This is a genomic window from Chryseobacterium indologenes, assembly GCF_002025665.1.
GTDB lineage: Bacteria > Bacteroidota > Bacteroidia > Flavobacteriales > Weeksellaceae > Chryseobacterium > Chryseobacterium metallicongregator.
Genome location: NZ_CP018786.1, coordinates 2,870,873 through 2,887,489, shown reverse-complemented (window position 1 = coordinate 2,887,489; position 16,617 = coordinate 2,870,873). Strand labels below are relative to the sequence as shown.

17 protein-coding genes are annotated in these 16,617 nt (G+C 36.7%); 6 read left to right on the top strand and 11 right to left on the bottom strand.

What is annotated here, in order from left to right; all coding sequences use genetic code 11:
- Nucleotides 1–50: 50 nt before the first annotated feature.
- From BUE84_RS13175 to BUE84_RS13160, 4 genes are read right to left on the bottom strand one after another with little or no spacing between them, the layout of a single operon-like run.
- Complete coding sequence (locus tag BUE84_RS13175) at nucleotides 51–1,577, bottom strand: peroxidase, FMP-type (protein WP_079242011.1); 1,527 nt, start codon at nucleotides 1,575–1,577, stop codon at nucleotides 51–53.
- A gap of 18 nt (nucleotides 1,578–1,595) precedes the next feature.
- Complete coding sequence (locus tag BUE84_RS13170) at nucleotides 1,596–3,050, bottom strand: ferritin-like domain-containing protein (protein ID WP_079242010.1); 1,455 nt, start codon at nucleotides 3,048–3,050, stop codon at nucleotides 1,596–1,598.
- Nucleotides 3,051–3,054: 4 nt separating this feature from the next.
- Complete coding sequence (locus tag BUE84_RS13165; RefSeq protein WP_079242009.1) at nucleotides 3,055–5,130, bottom strand: GMC oxidoreductase; 2,076 nt, start codon at nucleotides 5,128–5,130, stop codon at nucleotides 3,055–3,057.
- Nucleotides 5,127–5,573: a hypothetical protein gene (locus BUE84_RS13160; RefSeq protein WP_145953246.1), complete on the bottom strand. Its 447-nt coding sequence runs from the start codon at nucleotides 5,571–5,573 to the stop codon at nucleotides 5,127–5,129. The genes BUE84_RS13165 and BUE84_RS13160 overlap by 4 nt, the downstream gene beginning before the upstream one ends.
- A 470-nt stretch (nucleotides 5,574–6,043) precedes the next feature.
- On the opposite strand from BUE84_RS13160, the gene BUE84_RS13155 reads away from it, so the two are divergent.
- Nucleotides 6,044–7,363, top strand: coding sequence for a M20 family metallopeptidase (locus BUE84_RS13155; protein WP_079242007.1), 1,320 nt, complete (start codon nucleotides 6,044–6,046; stop codon nucleotides 7,361–7,363).
- Here the strand turns inward: BUE84_RS13155 and BUE84_RS13150 are convergent.
- Nucleotides 7,360–7,776 (bottom strand): RidA family protein, encoded by a 417-nt coding sequence (locus tag BUE84_RS13150; RefSeq protein ID WP_079242006.1) that lies wholly within the window; start codon nucleotides 7,774–7,776, stop codon nucleotides 7,360–7,362. The two genes, BUE84_RS13155 and BUE84_RS13150, sit on opposite strands and share 4 nt — an antisense overlap.
- A gap of 156 nt (nucleotides 7,777–7,932) precedes the next feature.
- Nucleotides 7,933–8,535, bottom strand: coding sequence for an FMN-dependent NADH-azoreductase (locus BUE84_RS13145; protein ID WP_079242005.1), 603 nt, complete (start codon nucleotides 8,533–8,535; stop codon nucleotides 7,933–7,935).
- A gap of 115 nt (nucleotides 8,536–8,650) precedes the next feature.
- On the opposite strand from BUE84_RS13145, the gene BUE84_RS13140 reads away from it, so the two are divergent.
- Together BUE84_RS13140 and BUE84_RS13135 are read left to right on the top strand one after the other, a co-directional pair.
- Nucleotides 8,651–9,007: a winged helix-turn-helix transcriptional regulator gene (locus tag BUE84_RS13140; RefSeq protein WP_079242004.1), complete on the top strand. Its 357-nt coding sequence runs from the start codon at nucleotides 8,651–8,653 to the stop codon at nucleotides 9,005–9,007.
- 114 nt (nucleotides 9,008–9,121) lie between these two features.
- On the top strand, nucleotides 9,122–9,718 hold the full coding sequence (locus tag BUE84_RS13135; RefSeq protein WP_079242003.1) for a Crp/Fnr family transcriptional regulator: 597 nt from the start codon (nucleotides 9,122–9,124) through the stop codon (nucleotides 9,716–9,718).
- 28 nt (nucleotides 9,719–9,746) lie between these two features.
- Here BUE84_RS13135 and BUE84_RS13130 read toward each other — a convergent pair whose 3' ends face one another.
- Together BUE84_RS13130 and BUE84_RS13125 are read right to left on the bottom strand one after the other, a co-directional pair.
- Entirely contained in the window at nucleotides 9,747–10,589 is an 843-nt protein-coding gene (locus BUE84_RS13130; protein WP_079242002.1) for a universal stress protein, read from the bottom strand.
- Nucleotides 10,586–11,062: a MarR family winged helix-turn-helix transcriptional regulator gene (locus tag BUE84_RS13125; protein WP_079242001.1), complete on the bottom strand. Its 477-nt coding sequence runs from the start codon at nucleotides 11,060–11,062 to the stop codon at nucleotides 10,586–10,588. The genes BUE84_RS13130 and BUE84_RS13125 overlap by 4 nt, the downstream gene beginning before the upstream one ends.
- A 211-nt stretch (nucleotides 11,063–11,273) precedes the next feature.
- On the opposite strand from BUE84_RS13125, the gene BUE84_RS13120 reads away from it, so the two are divergent.
- A complete protein-coding gene (locus tag BUE84_RS13120) occupies nucleotides 11,274–11,633 on the top strand; it encodes a DUF488 domain-containing protein (protein WP_079242000.1) in 360 nt (119 codons plus the stop codon).
- 12 nt (nucleotides 11,634–11,645) lie between these two features.
- Here the strand turns inward: BUE84_RS13120 and BUE84_RS13115 are convergent, their stop codons facing one another.
- The 3 genes from BUE84_RS13115 to BUE84_RS13105 all read right to left on the bottom strand — a co-directional run bounded on the left by BUE84_RS13115 (nucleotide 11,646) and on the right by BUE84_RS13105 (nucleotide 14,536).
- The gene (locus tag BUE84_RS13115; RefSeq protein ID WP_079241999.1) at nucleotides 11,646–12,851 is read right to left on the bottom strand and encodes an MFS transporter; all 1,206 of its coding nucleotides are present in this window, start codon (nucleotides 12,849–12,851) and stop codon (nucleotides 11,646–11,648) included.
- 88 nt (nucleotides 12,852–12,939) lie between these two features.
- Nucleotides 12,940–13,854, bottom strand: a complete 915-nt coding sequence (locus tag BUE84_RS13110) for a helix-turn-helix domain-containing protein (protein ID WP_079241998.1) — start codon at nucleotides 13,852–13,854, stop codon at nucleotides 12,940–12,942.
- Between the two features lie 166 nt (nucleotides 13,855–14,020).
- Nucleotides 14,021–14,536 (bottom strand): hypothetical protein, encoded by a 516-nt coding sequence (locus tag BUE84_RS13105; RefSeq protein ID WP_145953245.1) that lies wholly within the window; start codon nucleotides 14,534–14,536, stop codon nucleotides 14,021–14,023.
- Between the two features lie 117 nt (nucleotides 14,537–14,653).
- Between BUE84_RS13105 and BUE84_RS13100 the strand changes: the two genes are divergently transcribed.
- Both BUE84_RS13100 and BUE84_RS13095 read left to right on the top strand, forming a co-directional pair.
- Entirely contained in the window at nucleotides 14,654–16,069 is a 1,416-nt protein-coding gene (locus BUE84_RS13100) for a PLP-dependent aminotransferase family protein (RefSeq protein ID WP_079241996.1), read from the top strand.
- Nucleotides 16,070–16,376: 307 nt separating this feature from the next.
- Nucleotides 16,377–16,553: a histone H1 gene (locus tag BUE84_RS13095; protein ID WP_002978882.1), complete on the top strand. Its 177-nt coding sequence runs from the start codon at nucleotides 16,377–16,379 to the stop codon at nucleotides 16,551–16,553.
- Nucleotides 16,554–16,617: the final 64 nt, after the last annotated feature.

Below are 16,617 nucleotides of genomic sequence, written 5' to 3'. Positions count from 1 at the left end.
ACAAAAAAAGGGCAAAATTATTGCCCCTTTTTTGTATGATACCTGGTAGTCTATCCTTTATGATAAGGACATCCTGAAGCTGCATCAGGATTTCCGTTGGTATTATAAAACTGTTCTTCAATAACCTTTCTCTGATCCTCAGGAATATCCTGTATCTTACGAAGAGTATTAACCTGAATATGAGGCCAGCTCGTAGTACCTCCATCGTTTCCGAAATCAAATTCAAAGAATACGATTTGTTCGTACTGAAGCTGAAGAATTTCTTTTCCGTCTTCAATGATGGTTTCAATCCACATGTCCATATCCACTTCAACAGTCGGAACGAAACGGTTGACAAAAGGAACGTTCAAAACTCCTCCCTGCGCTCCGGTTTTCATTTTTGAAGACATTCTCACATGAACATGATTGCTGACGTGTTGGCCTCTTAGCGTATCTCTTAATCTCAAATCAGGGCGCACAGAGTAAGGATAAAGATCATCAGCCAGTATTCTCTGGGTATAAATCTTGTTTGAACCCGGATCATTATCATCATCAAGCGTTTGATGAACCCACTCCGGTGCTGGTTGATCAAGATCAATGATTTCCTGAGGAGTTACTCCTGCATTTCCCATTGTACGTGAAATTGAAAGATGATTGGTTTCCCAGGCTTCTTTACCATAAGGGAACTGAGGAGAGCCATCAATTAAATAGTACGTCTTTTTATCTTTATTTTGAGGGATGATATCTCCAAGCAAAGTAATGGTACTTCCATGAGGAATAACACCGCTTCTTGAGATAGAGTAGTCCGGGATAAAATAAGGACCATCAAGTCCTGCTCCCGGCTTTATTTCCTGTGCCGGAATAATTTCATAATAAGGCTGTCCCGGCTCCAGCTGGCTTTGAAGAATATATTTAGGGTTGGGCTCTCCGTCTGGTGTTATCCTTAGCAAAGGCTCATCTCTGTATTCGCCGGTGTATCCATATTTAGCATCCTCTGTTGAAATAGCATGAATACCACGGTCTCTTTCAATAGATTCTTTCGTTGCTGCATGATTATAGACATCACTCAGCCATAGGTACATTCCGTTTTCTTCGTGGATGGGTGTATATTTCAGGGCATCCTGCCCTGGAACAGCATTAACACTTTTAATGGTTTGTTCATATTTAACTGCTCCGCAGAAAAGTTCGCTTGCACCACCACGGTTACGCACTCCTCCGGGAACGATGGAGAATGTCAGTTTCTCAATATATTCTTCACTGTCAAAAGCGAATTTTCCAGGTATTGTCCCTGAATTGGTTCCTGGGGAAGGCATGATGGTAGTATGTACTCCGCTTGCTAATGATGGTTTTGGAACGTCTTTATTGTAATTGACATTATAGCTTACCCAGGTACCATCCAGTGCAGCCAGAACTCCATAATCTACATTATTTTCAATAGCCTGCAGGTTGTCTTCTCTGAATGGTCTTACCGGATCATCAATAAGAAGTTTTGAATATCCATCCATTACTTCAGCCAGATTAACTTCCTTCTGACCCGGCATTTTGCGGAATAACTGTTCTCCTCCCGCTTCCGGACTTTCTTTTTTTCTTTTTAACATGATATATCGTTTTTATGGTTATAGATTGATGTATTCGAATGTTGGCCCAGCGTTAGTCTGCGCATCCAACGGTTGTTTCATCAGATTAACAGCCTGCTCTTTCAGGGCGTACATATACATAATAGATTTTTCAAGTTCTCTCTGATTTCCTTCTACAGCACTTTGTATAGCGTCTAATAAACGTCTGTAAGTTTTATTAAACTCAACAGCCTGTGCATGTAATTCTTTGTTTTTTATATAGTCTTCCATCTTCGGATTAGGTTTCATCGGATAAGCCTCATTCCAGTCTACCGGAAGATCTTTTCCTGTAGGTGGTGTCGTTACAGGCATCATTCCGTTTTCATCCATGAAAGGCTCATAGTTTCCTCCCAGATAGAAATGCTCATGGAAAACTTCTTTGAATCTGAAATAATGTGCCAGTTCAACCCCTTCTTCAAACTGGGATGGGTCAACATCAAAAATAGAATCATCAGCACCTTCACCTTGCCCTTTGATTTCCTGGAAAACAGCAATTACTCCGGCCAAAGCCTCTACAGAATGTAATTTTCCTCCACTTCCGTAATATTGTTCCGGACGGATCTGTTTTTTTGAATCTCCTGTAAAAATTCCACCTGTATTTAATTCCTCAAAAGTCTTCGGAAGGCTGCCATGCTTTTTGTAATAAGCAATGATTTGGAAAATAACAATATAGAAGAATAAAACATCATAATATTCACCAATGGTGTGTACATTTTCCATGATGAAAGCTTTCATGTTTTCAAGCGTCCAGAAGTTGTTTTCCTGTACTGCCGTTCTTTGAGAATATAACGCAGAAGTGTCAGCTTCGTGATCATATTTCGGAGCTTTTACCAAAGGCTGGCTTGGACTTTCAATTGCGATAAATGTGGCAATACTATTGCTTGAAAATGTTTCCAACCCTACATAGAAATCAACATTCATAGGTAATTTCATCGGATAAGTAGGGTAGTTTTCCTGTTTGTTGACAGAAGGCTGAATATCAATGGCATTCAGAACATTACAAACCATAATCAGATGAAGCATTTCTTCTACAGCAACACTTCTGATAATTTGTGAAGCCAAAGCGTTAGTTCCATCCTTGATTGAATACAAAGCCGTAAGGTAAGGAGGGATTGTAGAGTGTTCGATAAGAATGGCCGTTTGCAATAGATCTTGTAAAACCGGTTTATAATCAATTTCCGTTATCCCTTTTTTTAATTCTGAAACTCCAGAACCCAACTCAGATTCCAGATAAGCATTGAAATCTTTGATCTGATCATTAAGCAAAAGATTCGTTAAGGTTTTGCTGTGATGTTTTAACCCTTCTATCCAATCTTCTTTGCCAAGTGTTGAATCAAATAATAAAGAAGGTAATGAAATGGTTTCAGTAACAACGGCGCTTCTTGCAGCCATCCTTCCTTCGGTTAATAACGTTTCCTGTGGTTGTGCTGTTTTATTGATAAGTCTTTGTCTCATGATGTTATTTTTTTAGTTGAATTTCAAGATCAGCAAGAATAGATTCTACAGAACGGATCGTGAATGCTGATAAGGTTAAAGTAGGGTTTGAAGTTCCCAGAGTCGTCATATTTCCTGCGCCTACGACGTATAAATTCGGATGATCCCAGGTTTTGCAATAGCTGTTGGTTACAGAATCTTCTGCTGTAGAACCCATTCTGTGAGTTCCTACGATATGGCCAGCTCCGTTATAAGAATATCTTTCTCCGTTGTACATCACAGAATTTTTGTCTTCCGCAGTATACTTTGTGAAATTCTCAATATTTAATCTTTTAAACATCTGATCAGAGGCATGTTTTGCCTGTTCCATTGCTTTCATTTCATACTCTGTCAGTTCATAGTGAATAACAGGGCGCGGAATTCCCATTACATCCAGATACTGATCGTTAATCGTAACTCTGTTATTAGGATTTGGAAGCTGTTCAATTTCAAAATGAAATAATACCTGCTTGGAAAGTCTGTCGGTGAGCTTTTCTCTTAATTTTGCTCCAAAATGTTTTTCTTTGATAAAGTAGGCTACATCAGAACCCGGAGAAAATGCCGGCCATCCCCAACCCCAGTTGTCAAGAGGAGAGATCCATGCTGAAAATTTATCTCTGAAGCTTCCGTCACGGAAAGACGAAATGTTTGTGGTAGAACCTGGGCCTCTGTAAGGATAAACCGGTTCAGGGAAAAGTCCCCAGGTAAGCATTACCATATGATCCATCAGGTTTCTTCCCACCTGATCACTGCTGTTAGCCGCTGTTTTGACAACGTTGTTAACCGTATATTTGGAGTTCAGTAGAATTTTTGGGTTTTCAAAAGCATTAGCAGCCAAAATCACAATAGCCTCTGAAGTATCAATAGATTCTTCAACAAAATCTGTTTTCTCTTTTGAAGTATATCTTCTCAAATGAACCTTGGAGATTTTATCTTTATCATTTTGGTCAATACTTAATCTGTAAACCACACTCTGCGCCTGAATCTGCATGTGTGGATTACGCTTAAGATTTTCGTTGTCATTAAGTTTATATAAAGCTTTTTTCAAGGTTTTTAAAGCATTATATTTAGCCTGAACAGGGCAGATAGGAACACATGACGCATTTCCTTCACAACGTTCTCCCATATAAGGATTCCAAACAGAACCAAGTGCTTTGTATTCTTCTTTTTCAGAGCTGTCTAAAACCAGTTTGTATCCGGAATCTTTTGGCTCAGCTTTGATGATCTTTGTTTTCCCGTATTTTGGATTCGGAATAGAGTTTCTTCCCTGTGGAGAAGGCACCATCATTAAAGGAATCTCTCCGGAACTTAGTTTCACACTTGTGCCTTTAAGCCCTTCGATAATCTTATGATCCATATAACTCTGAGGAATTTCTTCCATCGGAAATACATAATTCCCATAATATTCTTCCGTTTTCTCCGTAATTGGATATTCCTGCCTTGAAACATCTCCAGAAACCCCGATTTCAAATTCTGCCATTTCATAATAAGGCCTTAGTTCTTCATAATTTATCGGCCAGTTGATAGAAGTTTTTTCATCAGAATCCGGCTTTGGAATGGTAATGCCATATTTTTCTGTAAGTTTAAAATCATTGGGAAGCATTCTTGGTGTAGTTCCCAGCCAGTGAAGGGTAGTTCCACCACCTACTCTTATCGCATCACTTGCAAAAGGCATTGGCCCAAACTGTACCAGATATCCCTTTTTATCCGGATACGGCTGCACAATGTGTTCCATATCCAGAACGTTGGGAGAAGGTGCCTGTTTTAAGTTCGGATAAGGAGAATTGGGAACTTTGGCTTCCTCTCTGTAAAAAGTACGGATATATTCATTGTAAGTGGTCATTGAGGATACGGAATCCAGTTCGATACCAGCTTCCAGACCTGCTTCGTACATAAGGATTGATATTTCCTTGATATTATCCGATTTTCCGGCATCTGCACGGTGGATCATTTTTCCTTTGGTTATATCAAATACATGATCGGACAATAGCTTCGCGATCAATGATCCTGCGATCCCCGTTCCTACGATGATCACATCTTTTTTGTTATTGGTCTGGCTCATGAGTTACTGTTTACAGGTTTAATATTCCATGATTTATATCCCGGCTGCTTGGCTCCCGGAGGATGAGAGTGCATAAGATTCCATACAAGACCTTCCTTGTAAGAAAGATCATTGATATAGGCTCCTTCCCAGGTTCCCAAATACCACATGGTGATTACTTTTCCGGCAATGTCATTCATTCCCGGATTGCTGATAATTTCAGATTGAATGGCCTTGTTTACTTCTTCTTTACCTGAATGATTTTCAAGAATATTTTTAGAAACGGTAAGGAATTCCACGAAAGTTGCTGCTTCCATGCTTTTTAAAACATAAGTATAATACGTTTCTGCAAGCCCTGTTGACTGTAGTTCATTTACTGTAAATCCGGCAAGTGCTTCCGAGATAGACATAAACACGTCGAAATAATAATCGTCGACGTTGAGGATTTTGTTAATAATATTCATTTCGTTAAAAATTTGGGTTAGATATCTTCAACTCCTTTTAATGGGAGGTTATCATGCCGATCGATCTACAGTTGCCGGATTTTTCAGATAGCACCTCTTTTTCAGAAATGATTGAATGTTTTTCAAGCGATCCATAGTTATCAATTTTGTTTATCCGAAATTAATCAGAACTCAGCAGATGGGATTCAGTATTTCTACGTAATTTGTGTTTATTTAATTTTAATTTTTTGTAACAAACCCTTTGTATTAGGCTGTTTCAGAAGGTTTTGTTTTCACCTAGTTTAGAATTATTTTAAATAATTTGGTATTGAATATAAAACAGGATTTTAATGTCGGAGGAGTCCATAACTTAAAAAATAATAATAAATTGATGATCAGCATGTAACGAAAGCGAAACGGCATATGTCTAATCTATATAATTAAACCTTTGACTTAACGATTATAAAAGATAAAACCCATTACTGATAGCCATGAAACGCCTTACCTTAACTTTATTATGCTTTGTTTCTTCTCTTTTGTCTGCTCAGGGATTGGGTAATAAAAAGGAAACAGCTGTTCATTCTTCGAAAAATAGAAGTTTGCTGTCCGTACATCAATCTATTGAACAGGAAACAGATAAAATATTCAATAAATTGGTGAATATCAGACGGGATTTTCATGAAAACCCAGAACTGGCAGGGAAGGAGACGCAAACTCAGGAAAAAATTAAGAAGTATCTGTTGGATCTGGGAATGGAAGTTCAAACAGAGAATTACGGACGTAGTGTTGTAGGGATTCTGAAAGGAGGTAAGGCAGGAAAAAAAATTGCCTGGAGATCAGATATGGATGCCCTTCCGAATGATTATCCCGATCCTGAAATCTTCAAATCAAAAATAAAAGGAATTCAGCATGGTTGTGGTCATGATATCCATATGGCGATCGGATTGGGAATTGCTGAGGTTCTATCCAGAAATAAGAAAGAATTAAAAGGGACAGTTTATTTTATATTCCAGCCCGAAGAAGAAACTTTTAAAGGAGCAAAAGAAATGCTTCATAACGGATTGCTTTCCAAAATAAAACCAGATGAAATCTATGGATTGCATGTGACCGCTACACCTGTCGGGCAGATCATGGTGAAACCCAATGAAATGTTTGCTTATCAGAAGAGAATCAGGATTCAGTTAAAAAACGGATTGTCAGAAGAAGAGCTCAATGGGCTGGCAAAGAAGATCAGCAATTCATTATTCAGGACTTCTGACAGAGGCAAACCCTGGGAATTACAATCTATTGTTGATTCTAAAATTGGATTGACAAATCCTGATACTATTTTCAAAGATTATCTGTTCACAGACGGAAAATTCAACATTTTTTCCAAAAACAACGAATCATTTCTTGAAACGTACCTGTATGAGACGAACTCCTTTAATTTAGATAAAATAATTCCTACAGTTCAAAAAGTGATTGAAGACAGCGGGTATAAAGATCAGCTTCTTTCCGTTTCATTTGTTCAGGGAAATCCAACTATCGTCAATGATGAAAGACTGACCCGTTCAGCAACAGAAATTCTTCGGAATCTGTATGGCAAAAATGCAGTTGCTCCGGATTATGGTCAGGTTCCGTTTTTTAATGATGATTTTTCTTATTTTCAAGAAAAAATCCCAGGAGTGTACTTCTTCCTGGGTGGTTCCAATTTTGAAAAAGGTGTGATCGCTATGAATCATTCTCCCAATTTTCAGGTGGATGAAGAAAGTATCAGAACGGGAGTTAAAAGTTTTTCATCATTAATCATTGAACGTCTTAACAGAAACTAATTTTTCACTGCAATGGCATCAATCTCAAACAACATTCCTGGTAAGGCAAGTTGACTTACAGGGATAAGCGTGCTAGTTGGCAGGAATGATTCTTTCCAAACTTTCTTGGCTTCCTCAGTCCATATCTGAAGTTTTTCCTGATTGTGGTCAACAATGAGAAGAGTAATTTTGACAATATTATCAAACGTCATAGAATGGCTTTGTAATACTATTTCAAGATTATTCAAAGCATCCTGAACCTGAGTTTTAAAGTCAGCTGCCAATGAATGGCTTTCTCCAACACCACCGCTTTGGCCGGATATAAAACATATTATGGAGGGAGATTCCACAGAAATACTGTGTGAGAAGCCATAAGGACTGGGATTGAATAATTCAGAGGGATTAATCAGTTTGGGTTGTTTATTGTTTTCCATAATCTTTCATTTAATAAAGTAAAAATGAGAGAAAAAAATCGAAAAAGTCTTTACATATGTTGAGAAAAATATTCTTTTAATTCTGTAAATATTGCTTTGGTATATCATTAAATTTTGATACAAAAAATGCTGTTCAGAGGAACAGCATTTTTAATTTTACTCTACAACAATACTTTCAATCCCTTTTTGCAAAGCTGTATCCTGGATAACCGGAACAGAAAGTCCTTCTGCACGGACAACGGAAATATCTGTCATTCCCATGAATCCAAGAGTTTGTTTTAAGTAAGGAACTACAAAGTCATAAGCTTGTCTTTCTCCTTCAGAATATACTCCGCCACTGGAAAAAGCAAGATATACTTTCTTATTTTTTACCAATCCTTCAGGACCATCTTCACTATAGCTAAATGTTTTTCCTGCTCTGGCAATATGATCGAGCCAGGATTTCAATGTAGATGTGATACTGAAATTGTAAAGAGGAGCTTCAATAATGATGATATCTGCTTCATGCAATTCATCAATTACCGCGTCTGAAAGTTTTACTGTTTCCAACTGCTCAGAAGTACGGTTTTCAGCGGGAGTAAAAAATGCATTGATATGCGTTTCTTCCAAATGAGGAAAAAGAGGATTGGCTAGATCGCGTTTTTTTAAAACACTGTCAGGATATTTGGTTGTAATTTTTTCTACAACAGCATTTCCCAGTTTTTTACTGATTGATGACTCGCTTCTTGGACTTGAAGTAATATGAAGTACTCGTTTCATTTTTATTTTTTTTAAAATTGATGTTTCAAAATTATTTATATTTACTAATAAAAAGATAGTAGTTACCGAAAGGTTAGTAATAACATTTAGGTTAGTAACAACAGAAAAAGAGACAATGGAAGAAGAAAAAATAGTGTATTCAAGGCCGCAATGCAGTACTCATCTGGCTGCTACAGAGGATGCTTTGTACGTTTTGGGAGGCAGGTGGACCATTCGGGTTATGATTGCTATTCTGGGTGGGCATACGCGCTTCAATGAACTTCAAAGAACCATCAGTGGTATTTCAGCAAGAGTATTATCCAGTGAATTAAAAAAGCTGGAGGTTAATCATTTGGTTGAAAGAACCGTTATTACGGATCAAAAGCCGGTGTTGGTAGAATATGTTCCCACAGAATACAGTGAGTCACTGAAAGAGGTTATTGCTGCACTGGCAGATTGGGGAGCAAAACATAAAAAGAAAATTACAGCCTGATATCAGGCTGGATGAGTAGTGTTGATATTAAAATATACCATGTTTTGGGGTATTTGATGGGTTACGGCATTGCTTGTGCTTTAAGTATTTTTTATTCAAATTAATAATAACAAGATGGTCATAAATGAAGACTTATTATTTTCTTACGGAGCCACTCTGGAAAACTATGAAGCAGGAGATGCTATCTTTCAGGAAGGTACCGCAGCAAAATATTATTTCCAGATCAGGCATGGTACTGTGAAACTGAATACCTTTTTGGAAGACGGAAAAGAATTTGTTCATGGGCTACCTTTTGATGGACATTGCATTGGTGAAAGCTACTTATTTACTGAACATCATTATGCCATTAATGCCATTGCTGTTACGCATTGTGAAATTATTAAAATTTCCAAAACTAAACTTCTCGAAATACTGCTGGAAAAGCCTGAATTAATGCTTGAAATTAATAAATATATGGCAGACAGGATGCATTTCAGGTTTATGATTTCCAGCTTTCTGGCAATTTCAGATCCTATCATAAAGCTCATGAAACTTTTTGATCATATTAAAAAATATTTCGGATTTGAAGAACCTTATTCATTTCTGGTTCCTTATACCAGACAGCAAATAGCAACCTTAACCGGTCTTCGCGTGGAGACGGTGATTCGATACGTCAAGAAAATGGAGGAGCAGAAGATGGTTAAAATTGAAAGTACCAAAATTTATTATTAGCTTTCATTCACATTATTGAGCTCTTTTATTATTTTAAAATTAAAACAGGCTGATGGGTGTTCTGGTAAATTCCTTCAGAAATACTTCTGCTTGCCAGATAATAGAGAAAGCTATGCTTACCCGGTAAAGCAATGATAAGGTCAGCTTCATTGGAGGTTGCAAAACTTAGAATACCATTGATGACATTTTCATCATGAGAATAATGAATACTGCTCGGAATTTCTGTTAAATGCTCACGGATATAATTTTCCAGTTCCCTTTTTTTGCCTTCATCCTCTTTTTCACTGGTGTTGATATTTAAAAATGACAGTCGTACATCTTGTTTATGAATAACAGATTTGTGGTGAAAAAGCCTCTCTAATCTTTTAATATCTTTTATATCACAGGGAATAAAGATATTTTTAATAGGAGTATAATGATAGCTGTTGGGTATAATTAAAGTCTTTACAGGGCTTGTTCTTGCAATACTTATAATATTGTCAGAAACAAAACTATCAGTGGATGAAGTCTGGTCATCACTGCCCAGAATAATCAGTTCCACAGACGGTTGGTTTTTTAAAAGCTCATTAATACTTCTGGTAAGAGTCCAATCACTTAAAACTCTGGAAACTTTAACTTCAGTTGACTTTTCTGTAATAATACTGCTTAGCTCATCAAATAATGATTCTGTTCTCTGCAGTAAAGTATTGACACTTTCTTCATTCACAAATGAATGCCCTTCTGCAATATGCAGATAATCAAACTCAGATTCTCCTGCTGTTTTGAGCAGGATGATGTTTTGATATTCGTAGGTTTTTGCCCAATCTGCGGCAATTCTTACTGCATTTTCCGTAGTTGATGTAAAATCAATGGGTACAAGGATTGTTCTCATATTGTATTATGTTTTGGTCCTGATTTTTCCAGGTTGGCTGTCATTTTTTTTACCAAAAGCAGTGCTTTAATGATCTCTTCTTCATGAATATCATCAGCTGCTTTTTTATAAAGATCCAATGCCCAGGGATAAACAGTTTCTACAATCTGTTTTCCTTTCGGAGTTAAAAAGATCTGCTTATTTCTCCGGTCGTTTTTATCAGCGATCCGTTCCACAAGGTTTCGTTTGACAAGACTGTTGATAAGATAGGTAATACTTGATTTGTCTTTGCTTACCTTATTTCCTATTTCCTGTTGGTTGATACCACTATTGCGTGAAAGCAATCCCAGGATTTCAATCAGTTCAAAAGACAGATCCGGATCATATTCATTAATAGTAGTCTGGATTTTCTGTCGAAGACGGCTTTTCATTTCACTCATTGCAAGGCCAAGCTCCAGAGCAAGTTCCGATATGTTATTCAGTTTTACGGACATACTTTTATAATAATATAGCAGGATAAGGTGTTTGTCAAAAGGATTTTAAACTGACTTATCCTAACAAATATACAGAAAATTAGTTTTAATTAAAACTAATTAATGATGAAATATTACATACCGAGTAAAAGGAAAAAGAAAGCTACAGGAACAGATTTTGTACTTTGATGATCACAGGCTTTTGAAAAGTATTAACTCAAAAATTAAAATAATGTCCACAATTGCATTAAAAAGAGTTTATGAAACTCCATCTCCGGGTGATGGATACCGTGTTCTGGTAGATCGGCTCTGGCCAAGAGGTCTTTCAAAAGAAAATGCTGATCTTGATGAATGGAATAAAGATCTTGCTCCGTCAACAGAATTAAGACTATGGTTTCATCACGATGTTGCGCTATGGAAAGAATTCTCAGAAAAATATAGGAAGGAACTTGATGAAAGTAATCTTGGGAAAGATTTCCTGAAACACCACAAGAAACAGGAAAAAATTACCTTGCTATATGCTGCTAAAGACGAAGAACATTGTCATGCGATTATTTTGAAAAAATACCTTGAGAGTATATCACAGGTATAAAAGAAGCAGAGATTAATTCCCTGCTTTTTCTTTTTTAACGGCCTGATGCATAATAAGGATAATTCCCAAAAGGAAACATGCAATGATTAGATAGCGCCAGGAGAGACCTTTTTGATCTGTTACCGTTCCGCTTACCGAAATGATAAAACTTGTTACAGAAGTGATTACGTATACCAATCCACCCATTAATCCACCGGCAGTTCCTGCATTTTTAGGAAAGTAAAGCATACTTGTCGTAAAAAAGGAGGTAAATAAAATTCCGGAACAGATGTGAATAAAAAATGCAAAAGGAATCATAATGAAAAGACTTTCTGTAAAATAGCTGGTGACGATCAAGGCTGAGATCAGAATCAGCTGAAGAAGGATGGGTTGTAAAATTCTTGGTTTAAAATCAAGAGTCAGTCTGCGTTTTCCAATAAACCCTCCAATCATCCATGAAAATCCTAAGATCAGTGTACAGTATCCAATAACTACAGGGGTAAAATGAAAGGTGTTTTCAATAATAAAAGGGCCTGTAATATTAAATAACATCACGATAGAATAGCTCAGTCCTAAGATAAAAATACCCAGCATGAAAATCCTGTTTTTAAGCATCATTTTGTAAAGGCTGATATTCTCTGAAAGATCCAGTTTCTTTTTCTGGGGAAGACTCTCTTCACTGAAGAACCATTCAAAAAGAAATAGAAATCCGGCATATCCGGCCAGAAAATAAAAATTAGCATGCCAGTTAAATATTTTCTCAAGATATCCTCCGAGGAAAGGAGCCAGAATAGGTCCGCAAGACCATACAATGGTAAAATAGCTCAGGTAATGTTTTACCCTTTCAGCATCATAAATATCCACAAAAATAGCACGAGTTGCCACAACAAGTACAGAAACCGCAGCTCCCTGAAGAATACGAAGCAGACAAATCAGTAGAATACTGTTCGTCATCGTAATTAAAATACTGGTCAGGATCAATAGGAATAATGCTATCAATTTAGGACGATAGCGCCCGATGCTATCCAGAATTCCTCCAACAAACAACTGTGAAATCCCGTAACTAAGAAGATATGAAGTTAATGTAATCTGGATATCTTTTTCCGATACCATCATTTCTTTGGCCATAGAAGGAAATGATGGCAAATAAATATCTGTGACAAACCCTGAAAGCGGGATAGACACAAACGCCATAATAGTAATTAATCTGATTCGTTGCTCAGATGCTTCTCTCAACATATTCATTCATTTTTTACTATGCAAAAATAAGTCAAGAAATACAAAACTGGATTTTAAAAGACAAAGTAAAAATTACAAAAATCAAATATTAAGATAAATTCTTAAACTTTAATGGGGAAGTCCGGGCATGCTTTTTAAAGAAATTATTAAAATGTGCAGGCTGATCAAACCCTAAAGTATACCCTATCTGGGCAATATCCCAATTCGTATACTTCAGCAGATTTTTAGACTCTTCAAACATTTTTTCCTTAATGATCTGAGTTGTAGTAAGGTGTGTTACAGATTTTACGGAAGAGTTCAAATGATTGACGTGTACATTCAGATGCTCTGCAAAATCGGAAGGCGTCTTTAGGGCAAGAGGATAAGCAGGGGAATCCAAAGGAAACTGTTTATTGAGTAATTCATCAAAAAGTTTGTACAGACGAACATTGGCAGGAAGTTCATTGGGATTGATGTCTTCCACACGGTTTTCCAATGCCAGATGCATAACAGAAGCAAGATTACTTTTGATGCTGCTGCAGCGGAAAGGGTAGGTAGAGTTATTCATTCTGTAAATCTGATCAAAATAAAGAGTGGCTAATTGGGTCTGTTCTTCCGTCAGAAAAACAACCGGTTTGCTCCATTCCTTGAACATTGAAGTCTTTTTAAACAGATTAAATTCTGAATTTCCATTAAAAAATTCCTGATTAAACAGACAGAAATATCCTTCCTGTACATCGCTTTCACATTCCCAGGAATAAGGAATGCTTGGAGAAGGGAAGAATAGGGCAGGACCATCTATAAACAGCTGATGTGAACCATAATGGATCGTGCCTTTTCCGATGATGAAGCTGATTTTATAATAATCACGACGGTTGTAAGGGCTTTTAAAGCTGCAGTATCTTCGCATCGAAATGTTGAAATGAGATTTTCCGGTTTCAAAATCCTCAGAATCAAACATTTTAATCTGATTGTTACGGATACGTCTGTAATAATCTTCTATCGTTTCCAGCTGATCACTCATAGGTGAAAATTATAAAAATCAAAGATAGGTAAACAATTGCTTACATAAAATGATTTTAAGTGAGATAATAAAAATAAGAACTATAGTCTTTCTCAATATCAATAATATGAAAGGAAGAACTACTATATAAGCATACACAAATACCTGTGCGATTTGCCATTAAGAACTAACTTTTATTGATTTCCAATTCCAAAATGTGGGAAGGCATTTGAAAAGGGCCAGTCTTCGAACTTTCCGCAGTTATAAAACCACACTCTTTTAAAAAACCAGTAAGCGGATCATGATCCAGTATATTGATCCAAATAATATCTGTGAAACTTACTGCAGATCTGCATTTTTTCCAAAGAGAATCTCTTGTTTCCGGAGTGTCAAACTCTGAAAGAATTACAAAACTTATTTCTGTTGCTCTTTTTCCATCTGGAATTCCTGAATGCAGAGAACCGCTTTTTATAATACTGTATCCAACAGGTTTCTGATTGGCATAAGTCATGATCAGCTGGTTGGAAAGATCATTCAGATCATTGATCATCTTTCTCGGATCAATTTCTTGCTGAATATATTTTTTTATGTGTTCTTCGCTTACAAACTCTTTGTGCAATCTATAAACGGAAGAATCTATAATGGTTATAAGATCAGAAATTCCCTCCTCAGAACCTACTGTAAATTTTGAAATGATATCCATGGGATTTTTTTTATTCAAAATTATAAGATTAATCCGTTCAAAAGGGGTACAGTTCGCTAAAATATAATCGGTACAGAATGGTATTTTTGTAAATTTGTTCAGTACAGTTGAAGTGATATGATGAAACCTTATAAGTACGAAGTTTTTACGGCTGAAATAGAGAAGCAGATCTACAGTGGAATTTTACAGGAAAATGACAGGCTTCCATCCGTTCGTTACATCAAAGAAAAATACAAACTGAGTACAAGCTCTGTACAAAGTGGATTTGAATACCTTATGATTAAAGGGTTGGTCAGGAGTAATCCACGGTCTGGCTATTTTGTCACAGGAATCCAGGAGGAGAATATTCCGGAAGCAAAAGTTAAACTTCCAACCGTAGTGAGGGATGAAGTATTTATGAAAAATATGATGCTTACTTCCAAAAGAACTTCAGAATTCAGCTCTTTCAATACGGCGGTGCCCGGAGATCTTCTGATTCCGCAAAAGCTTATTCTCAGAACAATGCAGGAAGTCATTCGCGAGAAGGGAGCGGCACTGCTCAGATATTATCCTTCAAACGGTTTGGAAGCACTGAGGAAGCATATTGCAAAACAAATGGGAACCTATGGCTGTGCATTAAACCCTGAAGAAATAATTATTACTGATGGTGCTTTGCAGGCACTTACAATTGCTTTAAAATCAGTTACAAAATCTGGTGATGTGGTCGCTGTTGACAGTCCCTGCGTGTTTTCTGTATTGGAAGTGCTTGCTCATCTCGAACTAAAAGTCATTGAGATTCCTGTGCATTATAAAACAGGCTTTGATACTGAATATTTTCAAAAGACCTGTAAGGAAAATAAAATCTGCGCTCTTGTCACGACTCCCAATTTTCACAATCCCACAGGTGTTGTAATGAATGATGAAACAAAAAAAGAAATTCTGAGCATCGCAGGAATTCATCAGTTCTGTATTATTGAGAATGATATGTATTCCGATCTTTATTTTGGAGAACAAAGACCGCGAAGTATCAAAAGTTTTGATAAAAAGGGAATCGTGATGACGTATTCATCCTTTTCAAAGACGTTAGCTCCAGGGGTTCGTTTAGGCTGGTTACATGCCGGAAGTTTTTATGCAAAATCTGAAAGAGTAAGATTTGCTTTAGGACGTACAGTTTCTCCCATTTATCAGGAACTGGTGTTGAAACTGCTGCAGGGGAGTCGTTATGAAAGACATCTCCGTTCATTTCGGAAAAAGCTCAATCAGCAGGCTGTTCAGGTATTGGAAGCATTAAGGAAATTCTTTCCGGAAGAGGCTTATTTTCATAGACCACTGGGAGGTTACAGCATTTGGGGACAGCTTCCGGAAAATATGGATATGAAAAGATTTTATCAGTATTGTGAGTTGCATCAGATTTTATTTACTCCCGGAGACACGTTTTCCTTCACAGACAAATACCATTACCATTTCAGGATTGTTTTTGCCGAAAGAATTACTTCTGAAAGCATTATTTTATTAAAAAATGCAGGCAGGAGAGCAAAAGAACTACAGTTTTGAACGGTTAAAAATAATTAAGTATGATAAGGAAATCAAATGGCTTTGTTAATAAACTTTTTTAAGACAATCTCGTTTGCTGTTTTTGTTGATTCTTATTGATTCTGAGTGGTTTATTTAAATATTGATTTCTTCTGTATATAAACCCCAGATACGTGGCTGATTTTCTACAATAATTTGATTTTATTTTAAAAATTAAATTGAATTTAAGAAAGACTTAGAAAAAATGATTAAATCCACTATTTTTTTTCAACACAATTAGGCTGGAATCACCATAAAACCTATATTTGCAGCCTAAATTTTTAAATAAATGAAAGAACTAATTGAAAAAATCAACGCAGAATTTGAAGCGTTCACAACTGAGGCAAACCAACAAGCGGAAAAAGGAAACAAAGCAGCTGGTACAAGAGCACGTAAAGCAGCTTTAGAACTAAGCAAATTGTTCAAAGAATTCAGAAAAGTTTCTGTAGAAGAAGCTAAGAAATAATTCACCTTTAGCCGGCTTTTGAAGCCGGTTTTTTTATTTCCGGAATACAAAAAGTGTTTTAATA

Coding starts and splice junctions, on each gene's coding strand:
- BUE84_RS13175 (WP_079242011.1), bottom strand. CDS start 1,577: ATGTTAAAAAGAAAAAAAGAAAGTCCGGAAGCGGGAGGAGAACAGTTA.
- BUE84_RS13170 (WP_079242010.1), bottom strand. CDS start 3,050: ATGAGACAAAGACTTATCAATAAAACAGCACAACCACAGGAAACGTTA.
- BUE84_RS13165 (WP_079242009.1), bottom strand. CDS start 5,130: ATGAGCCAGACCAATAACAAAAAAGATGTGATCATCGTAGGAACGGGG.
- BUE84_RS13160 (WP_145953246.1), bottom strand. CDS start 5,573: ATGAATATTATTAACAAAATCCTCAACGTCGACGATTATTATTTCGAC.
- BUE84_RS13155 (WP_079242007.1), top strand. CDS start 6,044: ATGAAACGCCTTACCTTAACTTTATTATGCTTTGTTTCTTCTCTTTTG.
- BUE84_RS13150 (WP_079242006.1), bottom strand. CDS start 7,776: ATGGAAAACAATAAACAACCCAAACTGATTAATCCCTCTGAATTATTC.
- BUE84_RS13145 (WP_079242005.1), bottom strand. CDS start 8,535: ATGAAACGAGTACTTCATATTACTTCAAGTCCAAGAAGCGAGTCATCA.
- BUE84_RS13140 (WP_079242004.1), top strand. CDS start 8,651: ATGGAAGAAGAAAAAATAGTGTATTCAAGGCCGCAATGCAGTACTCAT.
- BUE84_RS13135 (WP_079242003.1), top strand. CDS start 9,122: ATGGTCATAAATGAAGACTTATTATTTTCTTACGGAGCCACTCTGGAA.
- BUE84_RS13130 (WP_079242002.1), bottom strand. CDS start 10,589: ATGAGAACAATCCTTGTACCCATTGATTTTACATCAACTACGGAAAAT.
- BUE84_RS13125 (WP_079242001.1), bottom strand. CDS start 11,062: ATGTCCGTAAAACTGAATAACATATCGGAACTTGCTCTGGAGCTTGGC.
- BUE84_RS13120 (WP_079242000.1), top strand. CDS start 11,274: ATGTCCACAATTGCATTAAAAAGAGTTTATGAAACTCCATCTCCGGGT.
- BUE84_RS13115 (WP_079241999.1), bottom strand. CDS start 12,851: ATGTTGAGAGAAGCATCTGAGCAACGAATCAGATTAATTACTATTATG.
- BUE84_RS13110 (WP_079241998.1), bottom strand. CDS start 13,854: ATGAGTGATCAGCTGGAAACGATAGAAGATTATTACAGACGTATCCGT.
- BUE84_RS13105 (WP_145953245.1), bottom strand. CDS start 14,536: ATGGATATCATTTCAAAATTTACAGTAGGTTCTGAGGAGGGAATTTCT.
- BUE84_RS13100 (WP_079241996.1), top strand. CDS start 14,654: ATGATGAAACCTTATAAGTACGAAGTTTTTACGGCTGAAATAGAGAAG.
- BUE84_RS13095 (WP_002978882.1), top strand. CDS start 16,377: ATGAAAGAACTAATTGAAAAAATCAACGCAGAATTTGAAGCGTTCACA.